Here is a 17,904-nt window from a genome sequence, read left to right as displayed (position 1 = left end):
AACTGAATCGCAAGGAGCGTGCCGAGCGCCTTCATCGCGTCGTCACCAGCGAACGGTTCCTGACCAAGCAGGGGCTCGGCAACGAAGTGCCCTTCTTCATCTGCCCGTTCCCAGCCTCGGAAGGCCTGAGCATGATCGAGGACCGCAGGGATCTGGTGTCCCGCGCCGGCCATTCCGGCGTGCGCGTGCTCGACCTCAGTCTCTATTACATCGCGCTGGACATCCTCGAAGAGCGCGGCATCCTCGAGCGGATCGTCGAGATCGAGCCCGACAGCGAGAAATCCGAGATCAAGGAGCTTCTGCAAGGTGTGCTCGATCCCGAGACCCACTTGGTGCCCCGGATCGGCGCCGCCATAGAAGCCGCGCCGCACGATGTGATCTTTCTGTCCGGCGTCGGCGAGGTCTACCCGTTCATCCGGTCCCACAACGTTCTGAACAATCTGCAAAGCACCGCGAAGGCCGCGCCGACGGTGCTGTTCTTTCCGGGCAGCTACACCCACGCCCTGGCGACGGGCGCGTCACTGGACCTTTTCGGCCAGCTGCACGACGACAAGTATTACCGCGCCTTCAATATCCTGAATTACGAGGTCTGACCCATGTACGAGTTGCTCAAGGACATTTTCGAGAAACCGGTCGACCGCGCCATCGACGGTGTGATCAAGGCCGATGACGAGGCCAGTCTGCGCGTCGAGCTGGACGAATATGTGATCACCGGCGAAATCGGCCAGAAGCTGGACCGGTTTCTCGAGGCCTACAACAATTACGACACGGCGAACGGGGTGTGGATTTCGGGGTTTTTCGGGTCCGGCAAATCGCACCTGCTGAAGATGCTGGCGCTGCTGCTGGAAAACCGCGAGGTGGACGGCGCCTCGGCACATGAAATCTTTGCGGCGAAACTGAAGGAAGAGCCGATGCTCAGGGGCGCCCTGGACAAGGCCGTCTCGATTCCGTCGAAATCCATCCTGTTCAACATCGACCAGAAGGCCGACGTGATCTCGAAGACGGATGTCGACGCGCTGCTGGCCGTGTTCCAGAAGGTGTTCGACGAGGCCTGCGGCTTTTACGGCAAGCAGCCGCATATCGCCCAGTTCGAGCGCGACCTGCACCAGCGCGGCCAACTCGAGACGTTCCGCGCCGCGTTCCGCCAGGCATCCGGAAAACCCTGGGAGCATGGCCGCGAACAGGCGCTTCTAGAGGCCCGCAACATCGCCACGGCCTTTGCCGAGGCGACAGGCGGCGATCCGGCGGATGCCAAGGACATCCTCACCCAGTATCGCAAGGACACGCGGGTCTCGATCGAGGATTTCGCCGACACGGTCAAAGCCTGGATCGACGAACAGCCGAAGGGCTTTCGGCTGAATTTCTTCGTGGACGAGGTGGGCCAGTACATCGCCGACAACGTCAAGCTGATGACCAACCTGCAGACGGTCGCCGAAACCCTGAACACCCGCTGCAAGGGCCGGGCCTGGATCATCGTGACCTCGCAGCAGGACATGGAGGCCATCGTCGGCGACACCAAGGCCTTTCAAAGCCAGGACTTTTCCAAGATCATGGCCCGCTTCGCGATCCGGATGCCGCTGGATTCGCAGAACGTGGCCGAGGTGATCCAGAAACGCCTGCTTTCGAAGACACAAGAGGCGCAGGTGACCCTCGGCAACCTGCATGACCGCGAAGAGAACAATCTCAAGACGCTGTTCGACTTTGCGGACGAGTCGATCAAGCTGAAGAATTACACCGACCGCGACCACTTTATCGCCAGCTATCCGTTCCCGCCCTATCAATTCACGCTGTTCCAGATGGCCATCCGGTCGCTGTCGCAGCACAACGCCTTCGAGGGCAAGCACAGCTCGGTCGGGGAACGCTCGATGCTCGGCGTGTTCCAGGAAGTGTCGAAAAAGCTGATGGACAGTCCGGTCGGCGGGCTGGCCACGTTCGATCTGATGTTCGAGGGGATCCGTACAGCGCTGAAATCGAACGTCCAGCAATCCATCCACCTCGCCGAACGTCAGATCCAGGACCTGGACGATTTCGCCGTGCGCGTGCTCAAGGCGCTGTTCCTGGTGAAATACGTCAAGGAGTTCAAACCGTCGGTGCGCAACATCTCGATCCTGCTGCTGTCCGAACTGGACACCGATCAGACCGCGCAGCGCCGCAGGATCGAAGAGGCGCGGGGCCTGCTCGAACGCAACACGCTGATCCAGCGAAACGGTGAGGTCTACGAGTTTCTGACCGACGAGGAAAAGGACGTGGAGGCCGAAATCAAGTCGCTTGGGATCGACCCGTCGGAGCTGTCGAAAGAGCTCGAGACCCTCGCGTTCGACACGATCCTGCGCCATCGCCGCCTCTGGCACACGGCTACGGGCAATGAATACGCCTTCACACGGCGGCTCGACGATCACACGCTGGGCCGCGAGCACGAGCTCGCCATCAACATCGCGTCGCCGTTCAGCGAGGATGCCGACAGTCCGGATGCCGTCCGGATGAAGACGATGTCCCGCGAAGAGCTGGCCGTCGCGCTGAAGCCGGACACGGCCTTCGTCCGCGACCTGATCCTTTTCAAGCAGACGGTCAAATTCATTCGCCAGTCCCGGACCGGATCGCCGCAGCCCGGGCGCGACCGCATCATCGCCGAGAAGGGCGAGCAGAACGCCCGCCGTTCCAGGGACCTCGAGATGCGCCTGCGCCGCCTCATGGGCGAAGCGCGCCTCTTTGTGCGCGGCGACGAGCTCGATATCGGCGGCGAGGACGTACAGGATCGGATCACCAAGGCGTTCCAGACGCTGGTGGACAAGGTCTACACCAACCTGCCCATGCTGCGTGGCGTCGGCTATGCCGAGGCGGACATCACCAAATCCGTCCAGCCCGACAGCGGGCTCTTCGGCCCGGGCGGCACCGGGCTTGGCGAGGCGGAACAGGACGTGCTGAGCTTTGTCAACGGTCAGGCCCGGAACGGGGTGAAGGTCTCGGTCAAGTATCTGGTCGAGAAGTTCACGACGAAACCCTACGGCTGGCCGACGGTCGCGGTCCTGTGCCTCGCGGGCAGCCTCTCGGCCAAGGGCAGGATCGAGGCCCGCGTCGACAGCACACCGGTCGAAGGCGCCGACCTGGCGAAGGCCCTGAACAATTCGCACGCTCTGCCGAACATCCTGCTGACCCCGCAACAGGATTTCACTGCGGCCGAAATCCGCCGCTCGAAAGAGCTCTATCAAGAGCTCTTTTCGAAACCGGTGTCCGGAACCGACGCCCGCAGCCTCGGCGCGGAATGGGCGGACAGCCTGGCCGAGCTGGACGCCGAGGTGGACGAGCTGACACGCCAGACCCGCGACTATCCGTTCCTCGCGGCGCTCGAGCCGTTCCGGGACCGGCTGCGCGGCATGAGGACCAAACCCGCCGCATGGTTCATAACCGATGCGCCGCGACACGAGGACGATCTGCTGCCCCCCAAGGAAGACATCCTGGACAAGGTCAAATCCTTCATGGGCGGCGCGCAGCGCAGAATCTACGACGAGGCACGCGACACGCTGACCCGGCACAAGACCAACATCGATTGCGTCGACCCAGAGGCCGGCCAGAAGATCGAGGCGGTGCTGCTCGATCCGTCCTGCCACACCGGCAACGCCATTCAGGCGGTCAAATCCGCGCTCTACGATCTGAAGGAACGGGTCGACCTGAGGGTGCTGGAGGAACGCAAGGCGGTCATCGCCGCGGTGGACGAGGTCGCCGGCAAGGTGACGCAGATGCCCGAATTCCAGGGCCTCGACGCCGACAAGCGCGCCCGCATCACCGGCCGGCTGGACCGCGAGAAGGCCGGGCTCGACACCGTGGCCCTGATCCCCCTGCTCCAGAACAAGGCCAACCATGCACGCACCGGCCTGCTGGCCGAGACGATCGCCGAGGTGGATCGCCTCGCCCATCCGCCCCAGCAAAGGTTCGACCCCGCCCCCGGCGTCGAGGACCCGCCCGCGCCCGCCCCGCAGGCGCCGAGCTATGTCAATGCCTCGCAGATCAAGGTGCCGTTCACAAAGGCCTATCTGTCGGACGACACCGATGTCGACGCCTATGTCGACGAGCTGAAAAAGACCCTGATGGCCGAGATCCGCTCGGGCAAGAAAGTGATCGTCTGACATGGACACCAACGCGCTCAGGAAATTCGCCCAGGCGGCCCGGACCCTTCTGATGGATCAGGTCTCCGCCAAGCTCGACCTCGTGCTGGCCGACGGCGCAACGGCGCGGCGCGAACACCCGGCGGGCGTCAAAGAGCTTGAGAATGCCATCCGCAAGGACGGCCGGACGCAGGTCGTCGAACAGGTCGCCTATACCTGGTTCAACCGCTTCACCGCGCTGCGCTTCATGGATGCGGGCGGCTATACGCAGGTCCGCGTGGTCTCGCCCGCCCAGGGCGCCACCCGCCCCGAGATCCTGTCCGAGGCCATGGCCGGCAACCTGCCCGACGGCGCCCCCGCCGCCGTTCAGGCGCTGCTCGACGGGCGCACGCCCTCGAACGACCCGCAGGCCGAGGCCTATCGCCTGCTGCTGGTGCATGCCTGCAACGGCTGGCACGCTCACATGCCCTTCCTCTTCGAAGAACTGGACGACTACACCGAACTTTTGATGCCCGAGGACCTGCTGTCGCAATCCTCCATCCTCGCTCGCCTGCGCGAGGTGATGACCGAGGACGCCTGCCGCGACGTCGAGATCATCGGCTGGCTCTACCAGTTCTACATCTCGGAAAAGAAGGATCAGGTCTTTGCCGGGCTCAAGAAGAACGTCAAGATCACCGCCGAGAACATCCCCGCCGCCACGCAGCTCTTCACCCCGCACTGGATCGTGCGCTACCTGGTCGAAAACTCGCTGGGCCGGCTCTGGCTGCTCAACCGGCAGCAAAGCCGCCTGGCCGAGCGGATGGACTATTACATCGCCCCCGAAGAGCCCGAATCCGACTTTCTGCGCCTGAACGCGCCCGAAGAGATCCGCATCTGCGATCCCGCCGCGGGGTCGGGCCACATGCTGACCTATGCGTTCGACCTGCTTTACGCGATCTACGAGGAAGAGGGGTATGACCCCGCCACGATCCCCGCGCTGATCCTGACGCACAACCTGACAGGGGTCGAGATCGACGCCCGCGCGGGCGCGCTCGCGGCCTTTGCGCTGACCATGAAGGCCTATGCACGGCTGGGGCGGCGGCGGGCCCTCAGGATGACCGCGCGGCCCGACATCCGCGTCCTGACAAACGTCCGCTTCACCGAGGCCGAGATGCAGGACGTGGCCAGAGTGGTGGGCGAGGATCTCTGGACCGACGAGCTGCGCGAGACGCTTGGGCAGTTCGAAGAGGCCACGAACTTCGGCTCGCTGATCGTGCCGAAACTGCGCGACCCGTCCGAGACGCTCCGGGCCGTCGAGGCCCGCGACTTCGGCCCCGACCTGCTGCTCCGGTCCGTGCAGGAGCGCGTCGTCACCGTGCTGCGCATGGCCGAGGCGCTGTCGCCCAAGTATCACGTGGTCGTGGCCAACCCGCCTTATATGAGCGTAGGCGGTATGAACGCCGCTATGAAGTCATGGGCCGAAGCAAACTATTCGAATAGCTTTTCCGATGCTTTTTCAATGTTCATTGAGAGAACCGGCACATTAAATCTGCCATCCGGATTTTCTGGCATGGTTACGATGCAAAACTGGATGTTCCTTTCTTCATTCGAACTACTTCGTGACGATCTGTTGGCTAAGCGAACTCTGCGAAACCTCTGTCAAATTGGATACAATAGCTTCCCCGAAATGAACTCTAAGGTCGCTCAGGCGGCTGCTTTTGTGATTGAAAAGAGGAAGAACGCTGGACGCGGAATTTTCTTTAACCTCAACAATGCGCCTCAATCAGCGGATAAACGCCTTGTTTATCTTGAGAAAATTAGAACATCGGACTTCTTTACGCCAGCTCCTGAAAATTTTCGCAATATCCCCGGCAGTCCTCTAGCCTATTGGGCGAGCGATGGTGTTTACCATGCATTCGGTAACAGTCAACTTCTGACAAACCATGCGTCCGTTGGAAAAGGCTTGGACACTGGCGACAACGAGAAATTTCTTCGGCAATGGTTTGAAGTCGGGCAGTATGACCAACGCTGGGTTCCGTGCCAAAAGGCCCTTTTCGGAAATGGTATGGTAACAATGATGTTGTGATCGACTGGGCCGATAATGGAACCGCGCTCCGGAACTTTCCAAAGGCTAACCTTCGAAACTCACAGAATTATATGCGCTCTGGGATTTCTTGGACGCGGGTTTCCAGCGCTCCACCGGCCTTTCGAGCCTTTGATGAGGGACAGATTTTTGAATCCACCGGGCCGTGTGTATTCGCGAATGACATTCCCACGTTCGTTGCACTTGGCCTGCTGAATAGCAACTTCTCAAAGCTTGTACTTGGAATGCTCGCACCATCATTGGACTTCCAAAGTGGGCATGTTTCTAAGATACCGGTGCCAGCCTTGTCCCGAAATATGAATCAAAGGCCCGCACAAGGTTGTGTTGCGCTCTCTCGCTCCGACTGGGACGCCTACGAAACCTCCTGGGATTTCACCACGCTCCCGCTGCTCTCCGAGGATCATCGCGGCGCGACGTTGGAGGCGAGCTATGCCGCCCTCCGCGCCCACTGGCAGTCCATGACGGACGACATGAAAGCCCTTGAGGAAGAGAACAACCGCATCTTCATCGACGCTTACGGCCTGCAGGACGAGCTGACGCCCGAGGTGCCGATCCAGGAGATCACCCTCACCTGCAACCCCGCCTATCGCTATGGCGTGAAGGGCCTTGAGGCCGACCGCGAGACACGCCTGCGCGCCGACACCATGGCCGAGTTCCTGCATTACGCCGTGGGCTGCATGTTCGGGCGTTACAGCCTCGACGACCCCGGTCTGATCCTCGCCAATCAGGGCGAGACGCTGGCGGATTACCTCGCCCGCATCCCCGAGCCGCGCTTTCTGCCCGACGAAGACAACGTCATACCCGTGCTCGACGGCGACTGGTTTGCCGACGACATCACCGAACGCTTTCGCCTGTTCCTGCGGGTGACCTTCGGCGAGGCGCATTTCCGCGAGAACCTGCGCTTTGTCGAAGAGAGCCTGGGCAAGGACATCCGCAAGTACTTCACCCGCGATTTCTATGCCGACCACGTCAAGCGCTATAAAAAACGCCCGATTTACTGGATGTTCTCCAGCCCCAGGGGCACGTTCAACGCGGCGGTCTACATGCACCGCTATCGCGGCGACACGGTGTCGGTTCTACTGAACGACTACCTGCGCGAGTTCATAACCAAGCTGGAGGCCGAGCGCGCACGGCTGGAAAAGCTGTCGGACGACGCGGCCGCGACCCAGGGCCAGCGCACCAAGGCGCTGAAAGAGGCGGGCGTCGTGGCCAAACAGATCGACGAGCTGAACGAGTGGGAGCGCGAGGTGATCTTCCCGCTGGCGCAGCAGAAGATCGAGATCGACCTCGATGACGGGGTCAAGGCGAACTATCCGAAATTCGGCGCGGCGCTGAAGAAGATCCCGGGGCTGAGCTGATGTCCGACCGTATCCAGGCGGGGCTGTCGCGGCTCTTTGACGAGCACCGGGTGGTCTTTTGGTACGACGCCGCGCGGGACATGCGCGACGCCTATGAGGCGGTCGCGCTGCCGGAGGTCGAGAAGGTCGAGATCGCCAACAACGAGTTCGGGTTGAAATACCGGATGCTGCGGCAAGAGCCCAGGCAGAAGTTCCTGGTATACAAGGACGGTCCCGAGCCCGCGATGGCCGACAACTGGCTGCTCGACCTGCAACTGGCCACCGCCGTGTTCAAGGCCGACCAGGCGGCGATCTGGCTGGCCGAGCTGGGCCTGCCCGGCAAACACGAGGCCGCCGTGCGCGAGCACATGGCGTTCTACCGCTCGGCGGCGCGGCTGGACCGGCTGAAGGCGTTGGAGGCCGGACAGCCGTCCGACACCGTCTCGGCGGTGCGGCGCAAGATGCTGGCCGTCTGCGCGGATGCGGACGGCGCGCTGGACACGGTGATCGAGGCGCTGCTGGGCGAGCTGGCCGAGGGCCGCGACGACGCCCTTCGGCTGATCGACCGGGCGGGTCTGACCGGGTTCTTCTGGACGCAGGTGTCGCAAGCCTATGGCTATGTTTCGGACGCGCCGGATTTCGAGGATTTCGCGATCACGCTCTTTCAGTCGTGCTATGCCCGCGCCCTGGGCGAGGACGGCAAGCTGAACGCCGAGGCCCTGCTGGTCTTTCGCCGCTGGAAGAACAACCGCCTGGGTGGCGATGCCTTCGCGACCCTCAGCCGCAAGTACCAGGACAACCTGCGCATCCCCGAGGATCTGAGCGACCGCGAGATCAAGGCTCTCCGCCCGATCGACCATTTCGAAGAGATCGACCGCCAGATCATCCGGACCCTCGTGAAAGAGATGTCCAGCCAGACCGTCACCGCGGCCGAAGTGCTCAAGACCGTCCGCGAACGCCGTCAGAGCCACTGGTATCCGACCTATGCGGATGTCTACGAGGCCATCGGATACGCCACCGAATTCCAGCAGGCGCTGTCAGAGGCGGCGCTGGGCATGAGCTCGCCCGCCGAAGGGGTGAAACGCTATGTGGCGAGCTGGTTCAGGATCGACCAGCTTTACCGCAAGTTCATCCATCACATGCAGAAAAGCGGTCAGGCGTCGCTTTTGGGGGCGCTCTTCGAAAGCGTCGAGAACCGGTATACGACCAACTTCCTCTTGGCCGTGAACGACGCCTGGCAGGACCAGATCGCCAGGATGACGGATTGGTCGGTGCCGGGCTATCCCAGGCAGTCGGATTTCTACATGGATCAGGCGGCAGAGTTTCGCCGTCGCGACCAGAAGGTGGTCGTGATCGTCTCGGATGCGCTGCGCTACGAGGTCGCCGAGGAATGCCTGCGCGAGATCCGCAAGTTGAACCGCTTCGAAGCAGAGCTCAGACCGATGATCGCGGCCTTGCCGAGCTACACGCAGCTGGGCATGGCCGCGTTGTTGCCGAACCGGGATCTGACGCTGTCGGGCAACGCGTCGGTGTCATCCTTCGGAAACCCCACCCAGGGCACCGCGAACCGCGAAAAGATCCTCGGCATGGGGCGCGGCGGCGACAGGGCGGTGGCCATGAAAGCCAACGATTTCACGAGCATGAAAACCGAGGACGGCAAGACGCTGTTTCGCGAACACGATATCCTCTACCTCTACCACAACCGGATCGACATCGTCGGCGACAAACTGGCGACCGAGGAACGCACGACCGAGGCCGCCGAGGATGCGATCGAGGATCTGACCAAGCTCGTTCGCAAGCTCACGACCGCGAATTTCTCGAACATCCTGATCACCGCGGATCACGGGTTCCTCTACCAGCATCGCCCCCTGGACGAGACCGAATATTCCCTCGCCGACCCACGCGGAGCCGAAATCCTCTTCAGGAACCGCCGGTTCGTGATCGGGCGCGGTCTGGACGAAACCGCCGGGATGAAGAAGTTCACGCCGGAACAGCTTGGCCTGGGGGGCGATCTGGATGTGCTGATCCCCAACTCGATCAACCGGATGCGGATCAAGGGCGCCGGCAGCCGCTTTGTCCACGGCGGTGCCACGCTGCAGGAAATCGTCATACCGGTGCTGCGGGTCGGCAAACGGCGCGAGGCGGATGTCGGCTTGGTCGATGTCCAGATCATCGCCCCGAACCGGAACCTGATTTCCTCGGGGCAGACCTCTGTCGTGCTGTATCAGGCGCAGCCGGTTTCCGAAAAGCAACAGCCGCGCGACCTGACGGCCGGTATCTACGCGCAGGACGGCACGCTGATCTCGGATGAGCATCAGGTCGTCTTCGACTTCACGGCGCAGAACCCGCGCGAACGCGAAATGCCGGTCACCTTCCTGCTCTCGCGCGAGGCGGACCGCTTTAACAAGCAGGATGTCCTGCTGAAGCTGCGCGAACGCGTCGGCAAGACCAGCCATTTCGAGGACTACGCGCAGCACCGCTTTCAGCTGAGCCGCGGCATCCCGACCGATTTCGATTTTTAAGGAGCGGACATGAGCTCTCTCGACGACAAGATCAACGAACATTTCGCCGGCTATGTCGTCCGAAAGGACCTGGTCAAGGCGGTCAAGGGCAATGCGATCGTCCCGACCTACGTGCTTGAATACCTGCTCGGTCAATACTGCGCGACCGATGACGAGGCCTCGATCCAGAGCGGGATCGAGACCGTCAAGGAGATCCTGCGCAAACATTACGTCCACCGCAACGAGGCCGGGCTGATCCAGTCCACGATCAAGGAAAAGGGCCGCTATAAGGTCATCGACCAGATCAGCGTCACCCTGAACGAAAAGACCGACAGCTACGAGGCCGTCTTCGACAATCTCGGCATCAAGAAGGTGGCGGTCGACAGCGGCACGGTAAAGGCCCACCCCAAGCTGCTGGTCACCGGCGTCTGGTGCATCGCCGACGTCCAGTACGAATTCTCGGAAGAGACGCGCACATCCCCCTGGATGCTGGAAACCATCAAGCCGATCCAGATCGCAAAGGTGGATTACGAGGGCTACAAAGAGGCCCGCAGCGAGTTCACCAAGGACGAATGGATCGACCTGCTTATGCAGTCCATCGGTTTCGAGCCCCAAGCCTTCGGGCGGCGCAGCAAGCTGCTGCAACTGATGCGTCTGATCCCCTTCGTGGAACGCAACTACAACATCATCGAGCTTGGCCCCAAGGGCACCGGCAAGTCGCATATCTATTCCGAATTCTCACCCCATGGGCAGCTGATCTCGGGCGGCGAGGTCACCATCCCCAAGCTCTTCGTGAACAATTCCAACGGACGGATCGGTCTGGTCGGCTATTGGGACGTGGTCGCCTTCGACGAATTCGCCGGCCGCGAAAAGACCGCCAACAAGGCGCTGGTCGACATCATGAAGAACTACATGGCGAACAAGACCTTTTCGCGCGGGGTGAACCCCATGGGCGCCGAGGCGAGCTTTGCCTTCGTCGGCAATACCGACCACAACGTGCCCTTCATGCTCAAGAACAGCGACCTCTTCGAGGCCCTGCCCCCACAGTTCCACGATTCCGCCTTCATCGACCGCCTGCACGCCTATCTGCCCGGCTGGGAGGTGGACGTGATCCGCGCAGAGATGTTCACCCGCGGCTACGGCTTCATCGTCGATTATCTCGCCGAAATCCTGCGGCACCTGCGGCAAGAGGATTTTTCCAACCGCCCGGACCTGCATTTCAGCATCGCCGAGAATATTTCAACCAGGGACCGCGACGCCGTCTACAAGACCATGTCCGGCCTGCTGAAAGTGCTCTTCCCGGCCGGCGGCGAAACCGCCGAGGATGTCGAGGAATTGCTGCAACTCGCGCTCGAAAGCCGCAAGAGGGTCAAGGATCAGCTTTTCCGCATCGACGCGACCTATCCCGAGGTCGACTGCTACTACACCGGCTCCGACGGCGAAAAGCGGCGGGTCGAGACCGTGGAAGAGCAGGAATTCCCTCAGTTCTATTACAAAAAGCAAGCGCGCGACCCCAAAGAACCGTCCCCCGAGGACGCAGGCGGGGAGGTGATCGAAAACGATACCGACGCCCGGGCGCCGTCATCCACGAAAACGCCGCCGCGACCGGCGCCAGAGGAAGGGCATGTCACCTTCGCCGAGAACCGCAAGGGTGTCAGTTACGAAACGCTTTTCGGCCCCTACACCGACGGCGCCTCGCGGATCGTGGTGACCGACCCCTACATCCGCTTTTTCTACCAGATCAAGAACATGATGGAATTCGCCGAGATGATCATCCGGCGCAAATCGCCCGAGGATCAGGTCGCAATCCATCTCGTCACAGGCCCGCATGACGGCGACATCCAAAAGCAACGCGATCTGCTCGACAGCATCGCCGAGGCCTGCACCGGCTCGGGTGTCGATTTCACCTGGGCCTTCGACACCTCCGGATCGGCACATGCGCGCGATATCGTGACGGATACCGGCTGGAAGATCGTGCTGGACCGTGGGCTGGATATCTTTCAGGCCCCGATCCGCCGAGAGGGCTTCAGCCTCGGCGACCGGTTACAGGAACACCGCATGGTGAAAGGGTTCTACGTGACCTATGTCCGGCAATAGGCCGGCACCACGGCTCTGATCGCTCCGAAAACGCGTTGGAAACCAAAGGGGTACGGCCCGAACCCCGTCACGACAGGCACCCAAGGGATGCCTTGGGCCGCAATCGCCCTCACCCCGCCGGTGAACGTTCCGCGTTTCGACCGCTCGACCTCGGTCGCGCGGCACGCGAACTTTCCCACCCCGCCGGTCGCCAGGGATCAAAGGGGGCGACGGCGGGCCTGGTCTGCGGGCCGTCTTATCCGCATTTCGAAAAGCCGCAGCTGGCGCAGGTCATGCAGCCCTCGACCATGCGCATGTCGTACTGGCCGCAGCTTGGGCAGGCCTTGCCGCGCGGCAGATCGAGCCCCACGACCTGTGCCTGCGGGTCCGATTTCAGCCCCATACCCTCGCCTTCCAGGAAACCGATGGCGATCATGTGGCGCTCGATCACCCCGCCGATGGCGGCCAGAATCGAGGGGATGTACTTGCCGTTGACCCAGGCCCCACCACGCGGATCGAACACCGCTTTCAGCTCTTCCACCACGAAGGACACGTCGCCCCCGCGCCGGAACACCGCCGAGATCATCCGCGTCAGCGCCACGGTCCAGGCGAAATGCTCCATGTTCTTGGAGTTGATGAAGACCTCGAAGGGCCGCCGGTGCCCGCCGACGATGATATCGTTGATCGTCAGATAGATGGCATGTTCGCTGTCCGGCCACTTGAGCTTGTAGGTCGCCCCCTCCAGCGCCTGCGGCCGGTCCAGCGGTTCGGACATATAGATGACGTCGCCGTGGGGGTGGTTGGGCTCTGCGGCGGGAGTGGCGATGACTTCGGGACTTGCCGGTGTGAGAAGCGAATTGAGTTCCACTTTCAAGGCCGAAGCCAACGCCTTCAATGTGTCAATGCGCGGGTTTTTTGAGCGCCCCTCAATAATATCGGTTACGGCTCGTGCGTTCAGCCCCGCTTTCTTAGAAACGGCTGCAGCAGTCGTGCCTTGTGCTGCAATGGCGCTCTTCAGCTTTTCGGGAAGCGATTTGTCGTTAGCAGCGGTTTCGGCCACGCTCAGCACTGACCCCGTCACGTCGTTCGGACGATAGGTCGTGCAGCCTTTGCAGCCGGTCTCGTAGGCCTGCATGTAGACATCCTTAAACGCCTCAAAGCTGATGTCCTCGGGGCAGTTGATCGTCTTGGAAATCGAGCTGTCCACCCATGCCTGCGCCGCAGCCTGCATCCGCACATGATCGAGCGGGGCCAGCGTCTGGGCGTTGACGAAATGGTCGGGCAGCGGCGCGTCGGCCTTGAGGTCGCGCCACATCTGCACCGCGTAATCGACCACCTCTTCCTCGGTCCGCGACCCGTCCTTTTGCAGCACCTTGCGGGTGTAGCTGTAGGCAAAGACCGGCTCGATCCCCGAACTGACGTTCCCGGCGTAAAGGCTGATCGTGCCCGTGGGCGCAATCGAGGTCAGCAGCGCGTTGCGGATGCCGTGCTCGGCGATGGCCGCGCGCACGTCCTCGTCCATGTGCTGCATCGCTCCCGAGGCCAGAAAGGCCTCGGCCTCGAAAAGCGGGAACGGCCCCTTTTCCTTGGCCAGCTCGACGCTGGCCAGATAGGCGGCGCGCGCGATCATGTGCAGCCAGCGGTCGGTCTGTTCCGCCGCCTCCTCAGAGCCGTAGCGCAGCCCGACCATAAGCAAGGCATCGGCCAGCCCCGTGACGCCCAGCCCGATCCGCCGCTTGGCCTGCGCCTCGGCACGCTGCGCCTCGAGCGGGAATTTCGACGCGTCCACCACGTTGTCCATCATCCGCACGGCGGTCGCGACCAGATCGGTCAGCTTGCCCTCGTCGAGCTGCGCGGCCTCGCCGAACGGATCGGCCACCAGCCGCGCCAGGTTGATCGACCCCAAAAGACAGGCGCCATAAGGCGGCAGCGGCTGCTCGCCGCAAGGGTTGGTGGCCGAGATCGTCTCGCAATACCGCAGGTTGTTGGCGGCGTTGATGCGGTCGATGAAGATCACGCCGGGTTCGGCATAATCGTAGGTCGCCCGCATGATCCGGTTCCACAGATCGCGCGCCTGCACGGTGCGGTAGACCACCCCGTCAAAGACCAGATCCCAGGACCCGTCGGTCTTGACCGCCTCCATGAACGGATCGGTGACCAGAACGCTGAGGTTGAACATCCGCAGCCGCGCGCTGTCAGCCTTGGCGCCGATGAAATCCTCGATATCCGGATGATCGCAGCGCATGGTGGCCATCATCGCCCCGCGCCGGCTGCCCGCCGACATGATGGTGCGGCACATGGCGTCCCACACATCCATGAACGACAGCGGCCCCGAGGCATCGGCGGCCACCCCGCTGACCGGCGCGCCCTTGGGCCGGATGGTGCTGAAATCATAGCCGATCCCCCCGCCCTGCTGCATGGTCAGCGCGGCCTCTTTCAGCATCTCGAAAATGCCGCCCATGCTGTCGGGGATCGTGCCCATCACGAAACAGTTGAAAAGAGTGACCGACCGCGCCGTCCCCGCCCCGGCGGTGATCCGGCCGGCGGGCAGATATTTGAAATCCTCCAGCGCGGCGTAGAATTTGTCTTCCCAGAGGGCGGGCTCTTTCTCAACCCGCGCCAGCGCGCGCGCGATCCGCCGCCAGGTGTCCTCGACGGTAATGTCGATGGGCGTGCCGTCCGCTTCCTTGAAACGGTACTTCATGTCCCAGATCTGTTCGGCGATAGGGGCGGCAAAACGGGTCATATCAGGTGATTCCCTGTGCGGTCGGAGAGAGGCAGAAGGCAAAGATAGCCTGACTGCGACAAAGTCCACAACTGCTTGAAGCGGTGGGCCGGTGTTATACCATATCCTGCGGCAAATGGGGAAGAATCTGTGGATAAATTCGTTCACCTGATGAAACTGAGCGTCGGCTCCGAAAGCGTCGAGGCGATCGAGGACTGGCAGCAGCGCCGCTCCAGGCAGCGGGCGGACGGCGATTATTACCACCTGACCCGCATGTGGCCCAAACGCGAGGCCGAGCTGCTGAACGGCGGGTCGATCTACTGGGTGGTCAAGGGCGTGATGCAGGCGCGCCAGCGCATCCTGCGGCTGCAAGAGATCGTCGGCGACGACGGCATCCGCCGCTGCGGTATCGTGCTGGACCCGCAGCTGATCCGCACGACGGCGGTGCCCAAGCGGCCGTTCCAGGGCTGGCGCTATCTCGATCCGGCCGATGCGCCGCCGGACCTGCCGCAAAACCGCCAGAGCGAGGACGCCCTGCCCCCCGAACTCGCCGGCGCGCTGGCCGACATCGGCGTTCTGTAAGTCCCGAGGAAAGCCCGCAAGGGCTTGAGGAGGGGCCGCTCCTCCGCCCTTGCGGGCGTCCTCGCCACCGGTTGTAATCGTGCGCGCGAGACTTACCTCAACGGACGAGGTACAAAAGGAGCGTACATGAAAGACGTCTACACCCCGCCCGAAGTCTGGACCCAGGACACCGAGAATGGCGGCGCCTTCGCCAGCATCAACCGCCCCGTCGCCGGGGCCACGCACGACAAGGCGCTGCCCGTCGGCAAGCACCCGTTCCAGCTCTATAGCCTGGCCACGCCTAACGGGGTGAAGGTCACCGTGCTCTTCGAGGAATTGCTGGCCGCGGGCCACACCGGGGCCGAATACGACGCCTGGCTGATCCGCATCCACGAAGGCGACCAGTTCGGCAGCGGCTTTGTCGAGGTGAACCCCAATTCCAAGATCCCCGCGCTGATGGACCGCTCGGGCGACACGCCCGTGCGCGTTTTCGAATCCGGTGCGATCCTGCTGCATCTGGCCGAGAAATTCGGCGCCTTCCTCGGCGCGCCGGAACACCGCGCGGAAATGCTGTCGTGGCTTTTCTGGCAGATGGGCAGCGCGCCTTATCTGGGCGGCGGCTTCGGGCATTTCTACGCCTATGCGCCCGAGCCGATGGAATACCCCATCAACCGCTTCACGATGGAGGCCAAGCGCCAGCTCGACGTGCTCGACCGCGCGCTCGCCGATCGCCGTTTCCTCACCGGCGACGACTACACCATCGCCGATATCGCGATCTGGTCGTGGTATGGCCAGCTGGCGCTGGGGCGGCTCTATAACGCGGGCACCTTCCTGGATGTGGACAGCTACACCAACGTGCAGCGCTGGGCCAAGGAGATCGACGCGAGGCCGGCGGTGCAGCGCGGGCGTATGGTCAACCGCACGTCGGGCGACCCGGCGATGCAATTGCACGAACGCCACGACGCGTCGGATTTCGACACCAAAACGCAGAACAAGCAACTCGCGGCGGAATAACCCGCCGCCGTCGGACGCAATGCGGACCGGATGGTCCCGGGTCAGGCCCGGGACCGCGCATCGCCCCTGTCCGCGCGGCGGCCGCGCTCTAGCTCACGTCGCATGAGCAAACCTTACGAACCCCGCGGCCTCGCCGTGCCATCCGGCCGCCTGGGCCGCGCCGCACGGCTGGGCGGCCTGACCTCGGGCATCCTCGGCGCCATGGCTGTCGAAGGCACGCGGCGGCTGGCCGGCGGCCAGCGCCCCGCCGCGCGCGACCTTCTGCTGACGCCGGGCAATGCCCGGCGCATCACCGAGAAATTGGCCACCATGCGCGGCGCGGCGATGAAGATGGGGCAGCTGATCTCGATGGAGGCCGGCGACCTGCTTCCGCCCGAGCTGGCGCAGATCCTCGCCCCGCTGCGCGCGCAGGCACATTTCATGCCGCCCGCCCAGCTGAAACGGGTGCTGACCGCCAATTACGGCGCGGATTTCCTGAAACGCTTCGCCCGGTTCGACGTCCGCCCCATCGCCGCCGCCAGCATCGGGCAGGTCCACCGCGCCACCGCCCACGACGGGCGCGACCTGGCGCTCAAGATCCAGTACCCCGGTGTCCGCGCCGCCATCGACGCCGATGTGCGCAACGTCGACACCTTGCTGCGCATGTCGGGGCTTCTGCCCAGAGGGCTGGACCTGGCCCCGCTGCTGGAAGAGGCCCGCAAACAGCTGCATGACGAGGCCGATTACGCCCGCGAGGCGCGCTATCTGGCCCGCTTCGGCGATCTCCTGAAGCACGATGCCGCTTTCCGCGTGCCCCGGCATCACGCCGATTTCAGCACGTCCGACATCCTCGCCATGTCGTTCGAGCCGTCGCATGACATCGACGATCTGGCCCAGGCCGACCAGGACACGCGCGACCGGGCGATGACCGATCTGACCCGCCTTTTCCTGAAAGAGCTCTTCGACTGGCGAATGGTCCAGACCGACCCGAACTTCGCCAATTACCGCGTCGACCCAGAAAGCGGCCGGATCGTGCTGCTGGATTTCGGTGCTGCGCGGTCGTTCGACGAACCCCTGACCGAACGCTTCCGCGCCTTGCTGCGCGCCGGGCTGGCGCGCGAACGCGAGGCGATCCGCGCGGCGATGATCGCCATCGGCTATTTCCGCGATACCACGCCCTCGCGCCAGCAAGAGGCGATCCTGCGCATGGCCGACATGGCGCTGCCGATGATCGCCTCGCATGCGTCGTTCGATTTCGGCGACACCGCCCTGATCGCGCGGCTGCGCGACGAGGGGATGCGGCTGGGCGTCGAGGAAGAGTTCCGTGAAATCCCGCCCATCGACGCGCTGTTCCTGCAGCGCAAGATGGCGGGGCTTTTCCTGCTGGCCACGCGCCTGCGCGCCCGGGTGCCGGTGCGCGCGCTGATCGAACCTTATGTCGAGAGACGCTAGTCACCCGGAACCAAATTTGCCATCATTGATTTGAGGCAATTCGGGGAGGCGTTGATGCGGGGCCGGGCATCGG

General features: G+C 63.1%; 10 protein-coding genes. 9 read left to right on the top strand and 1 reads right to left on the bottom strand.

The genetic code is table 11. The features are described from left to right. The first annotated feature begins 2 nt into the window (after positions 1-2). Genes RXV88_RS09905 through brxL form a run of 6 tightly spaced genes read left to right on the top strand, consistent with a single transcriptional unit; the run spans position 3 to position 12,121 of the window. On the top strand, positions 3-593 hold the full coding sequence (locus RXV88_RS09905) for a DUF1788 domain-containing protein (protein ID WP_410468816.1): 591 nt from the start codon (positions 3-5) through the stop codon (positions 591-593). A gap of 3 nt (positions 594-596) precedes the next feature. Then, positions 597-4,124 carry a BREX system P-loop protein BrxC gene (gene brxC, locus RXV88_RS09900; protein WP_316292425.1) on the top strand — a complete coding sequence of 1,176 codons (3,528 nt, stop codon included), beginning with the start codon at positions 597-599 and terminating at the stop codon, positions 4,122-4,124. Between the two features lies 1 nt (position 4,125). Further along, entirely contained in the window at positions 4,126-6,168 is a 2,043-nt protein-coding gene (pglX, locus tag RXV88_RS09895) for a BREX-1 system adenine-specific DNA-methyltransferase PglX (protein WP_316292423.1), read from the top strand. Beyond that, entirely contained in the window at positions 6,120-7,544 is a 1,425-nt protein-coding gene (gene pglX / locus RXV88_RS09890; RefSeq protein ID WP_316292422.1) for a BREX-1 system adenine-specific DNA-methyltransferase PglX, read from the top strand. Before pglX (RXV88_RS09895) ends, pglX (RXV88_RS09890) begins: the two co-directional genes overlap by 49 nt. Further along, the gene (gene pglZ, locus RXV88_RS09885) at positions 7,544-10,045 is read left to right on the top strand and encodes a BREX-1 system phosphatase PglZ type A (protein WP_316292420.1); all 2,502 of its coding nucleotides are present in this window, start codon (positions 7,544-7,546) and stop codon (positions 10,043-10,045) included. Before pglX (RXV88_RS09890) ends, pglZ begins: the two co-directional genes overlap by 1 nt. A gap of 9 nt (positions 10,046-10,054) precedes the next feature. Beyond that, positions 10,055-12,121, top strand: a complete 2,067-nt coding sequence (gene brxL / locus RXV88_RS09880) for a BREX system Lon protease-like protein BrxL (RefSeq protein WP_316292419.1) — start codon at positions 10,055-10,057, stop codon at positions 12,119-12,121. A gap of 235 nt (positions 12,122-12,356) precedes the next feature. Here brxL and RXV88_RS09875 read toward each other — a convergent pair whose 3' ends face one another. Continuing rightward, positions 12,357-14,846 carry an adenosylcobalamin-dependent ribonucleoside-diphosphate reductase gene (locus RXV88_RS09875; protein WP_316292417.1) on the bottom strand — a complete coding sequence of 830 codons (2,490 nt, stop codon included), beginning with the start codon at positions 14,844-14,846 and terminating at the stop codon, positions 12,357-12,359. 129 nt (positions 14,847-14,975) lie between these two features. Between RXV88_RS09875 and RXV88_RS09870 the strand changes: the two genes are divergently transcribed. The 3 genes from RXV88_RS09870 (at position 14,976) to RXV88_RS09860 (ending at position 17,831) form a co-directional block, all read left to right on the top strand. Then, positions 14,976-15,407 (top strand): DUF1489 domain-containing protein, encoded by a 432-nt coding sequence (locus RXV88_RS09870; protein ID WP_316292415.1) that lies wholly within the window; start codon positions 14,976-14,978, stop codon positions 15,405-15,407. Between the two features lie 126 nt (positions 15,408-15,533). Then, entirely contained in the window at positions 15,534-16,400 is an 867-nt protein-coding gene (gene yghU / locus RXV88_RS09865) for a glutathione-dependent disulfide-bond oxidoreductase (RefSeq protein WP_316292413.1), read from the top strand. 102 nt (positions 16,401-16,502) lie between these two features. After that, a complete protein-coding gene (locus RXV88_RS09860; protein ID WP_316292412.1) occupies positions 16,503-17,831 on the top strand; it encodes an AarF/ABC1/UbiB kinase family protein in 1,329 nt (442 codons plus the stop codon). The last annotated feature ends 73 nt before the right edge of the window (positions 17,832-17,904 follow it).

It is taken from the genome of Aestuariicoccus sp. MJ-SS9, from assembly GCF_032586235.1.
Taxonomy (GTDB): domain Bacteria; phylum Pseudomonadota; class Alphaproteobacteria; order Rhodobacterales; family Rhodobacteraceae; genus Aestuariicoccus.
Note: the sequence above shows the minus strand (reverse complement) of the source record. Positions and strands in the feature narration are given on the sequence as shown.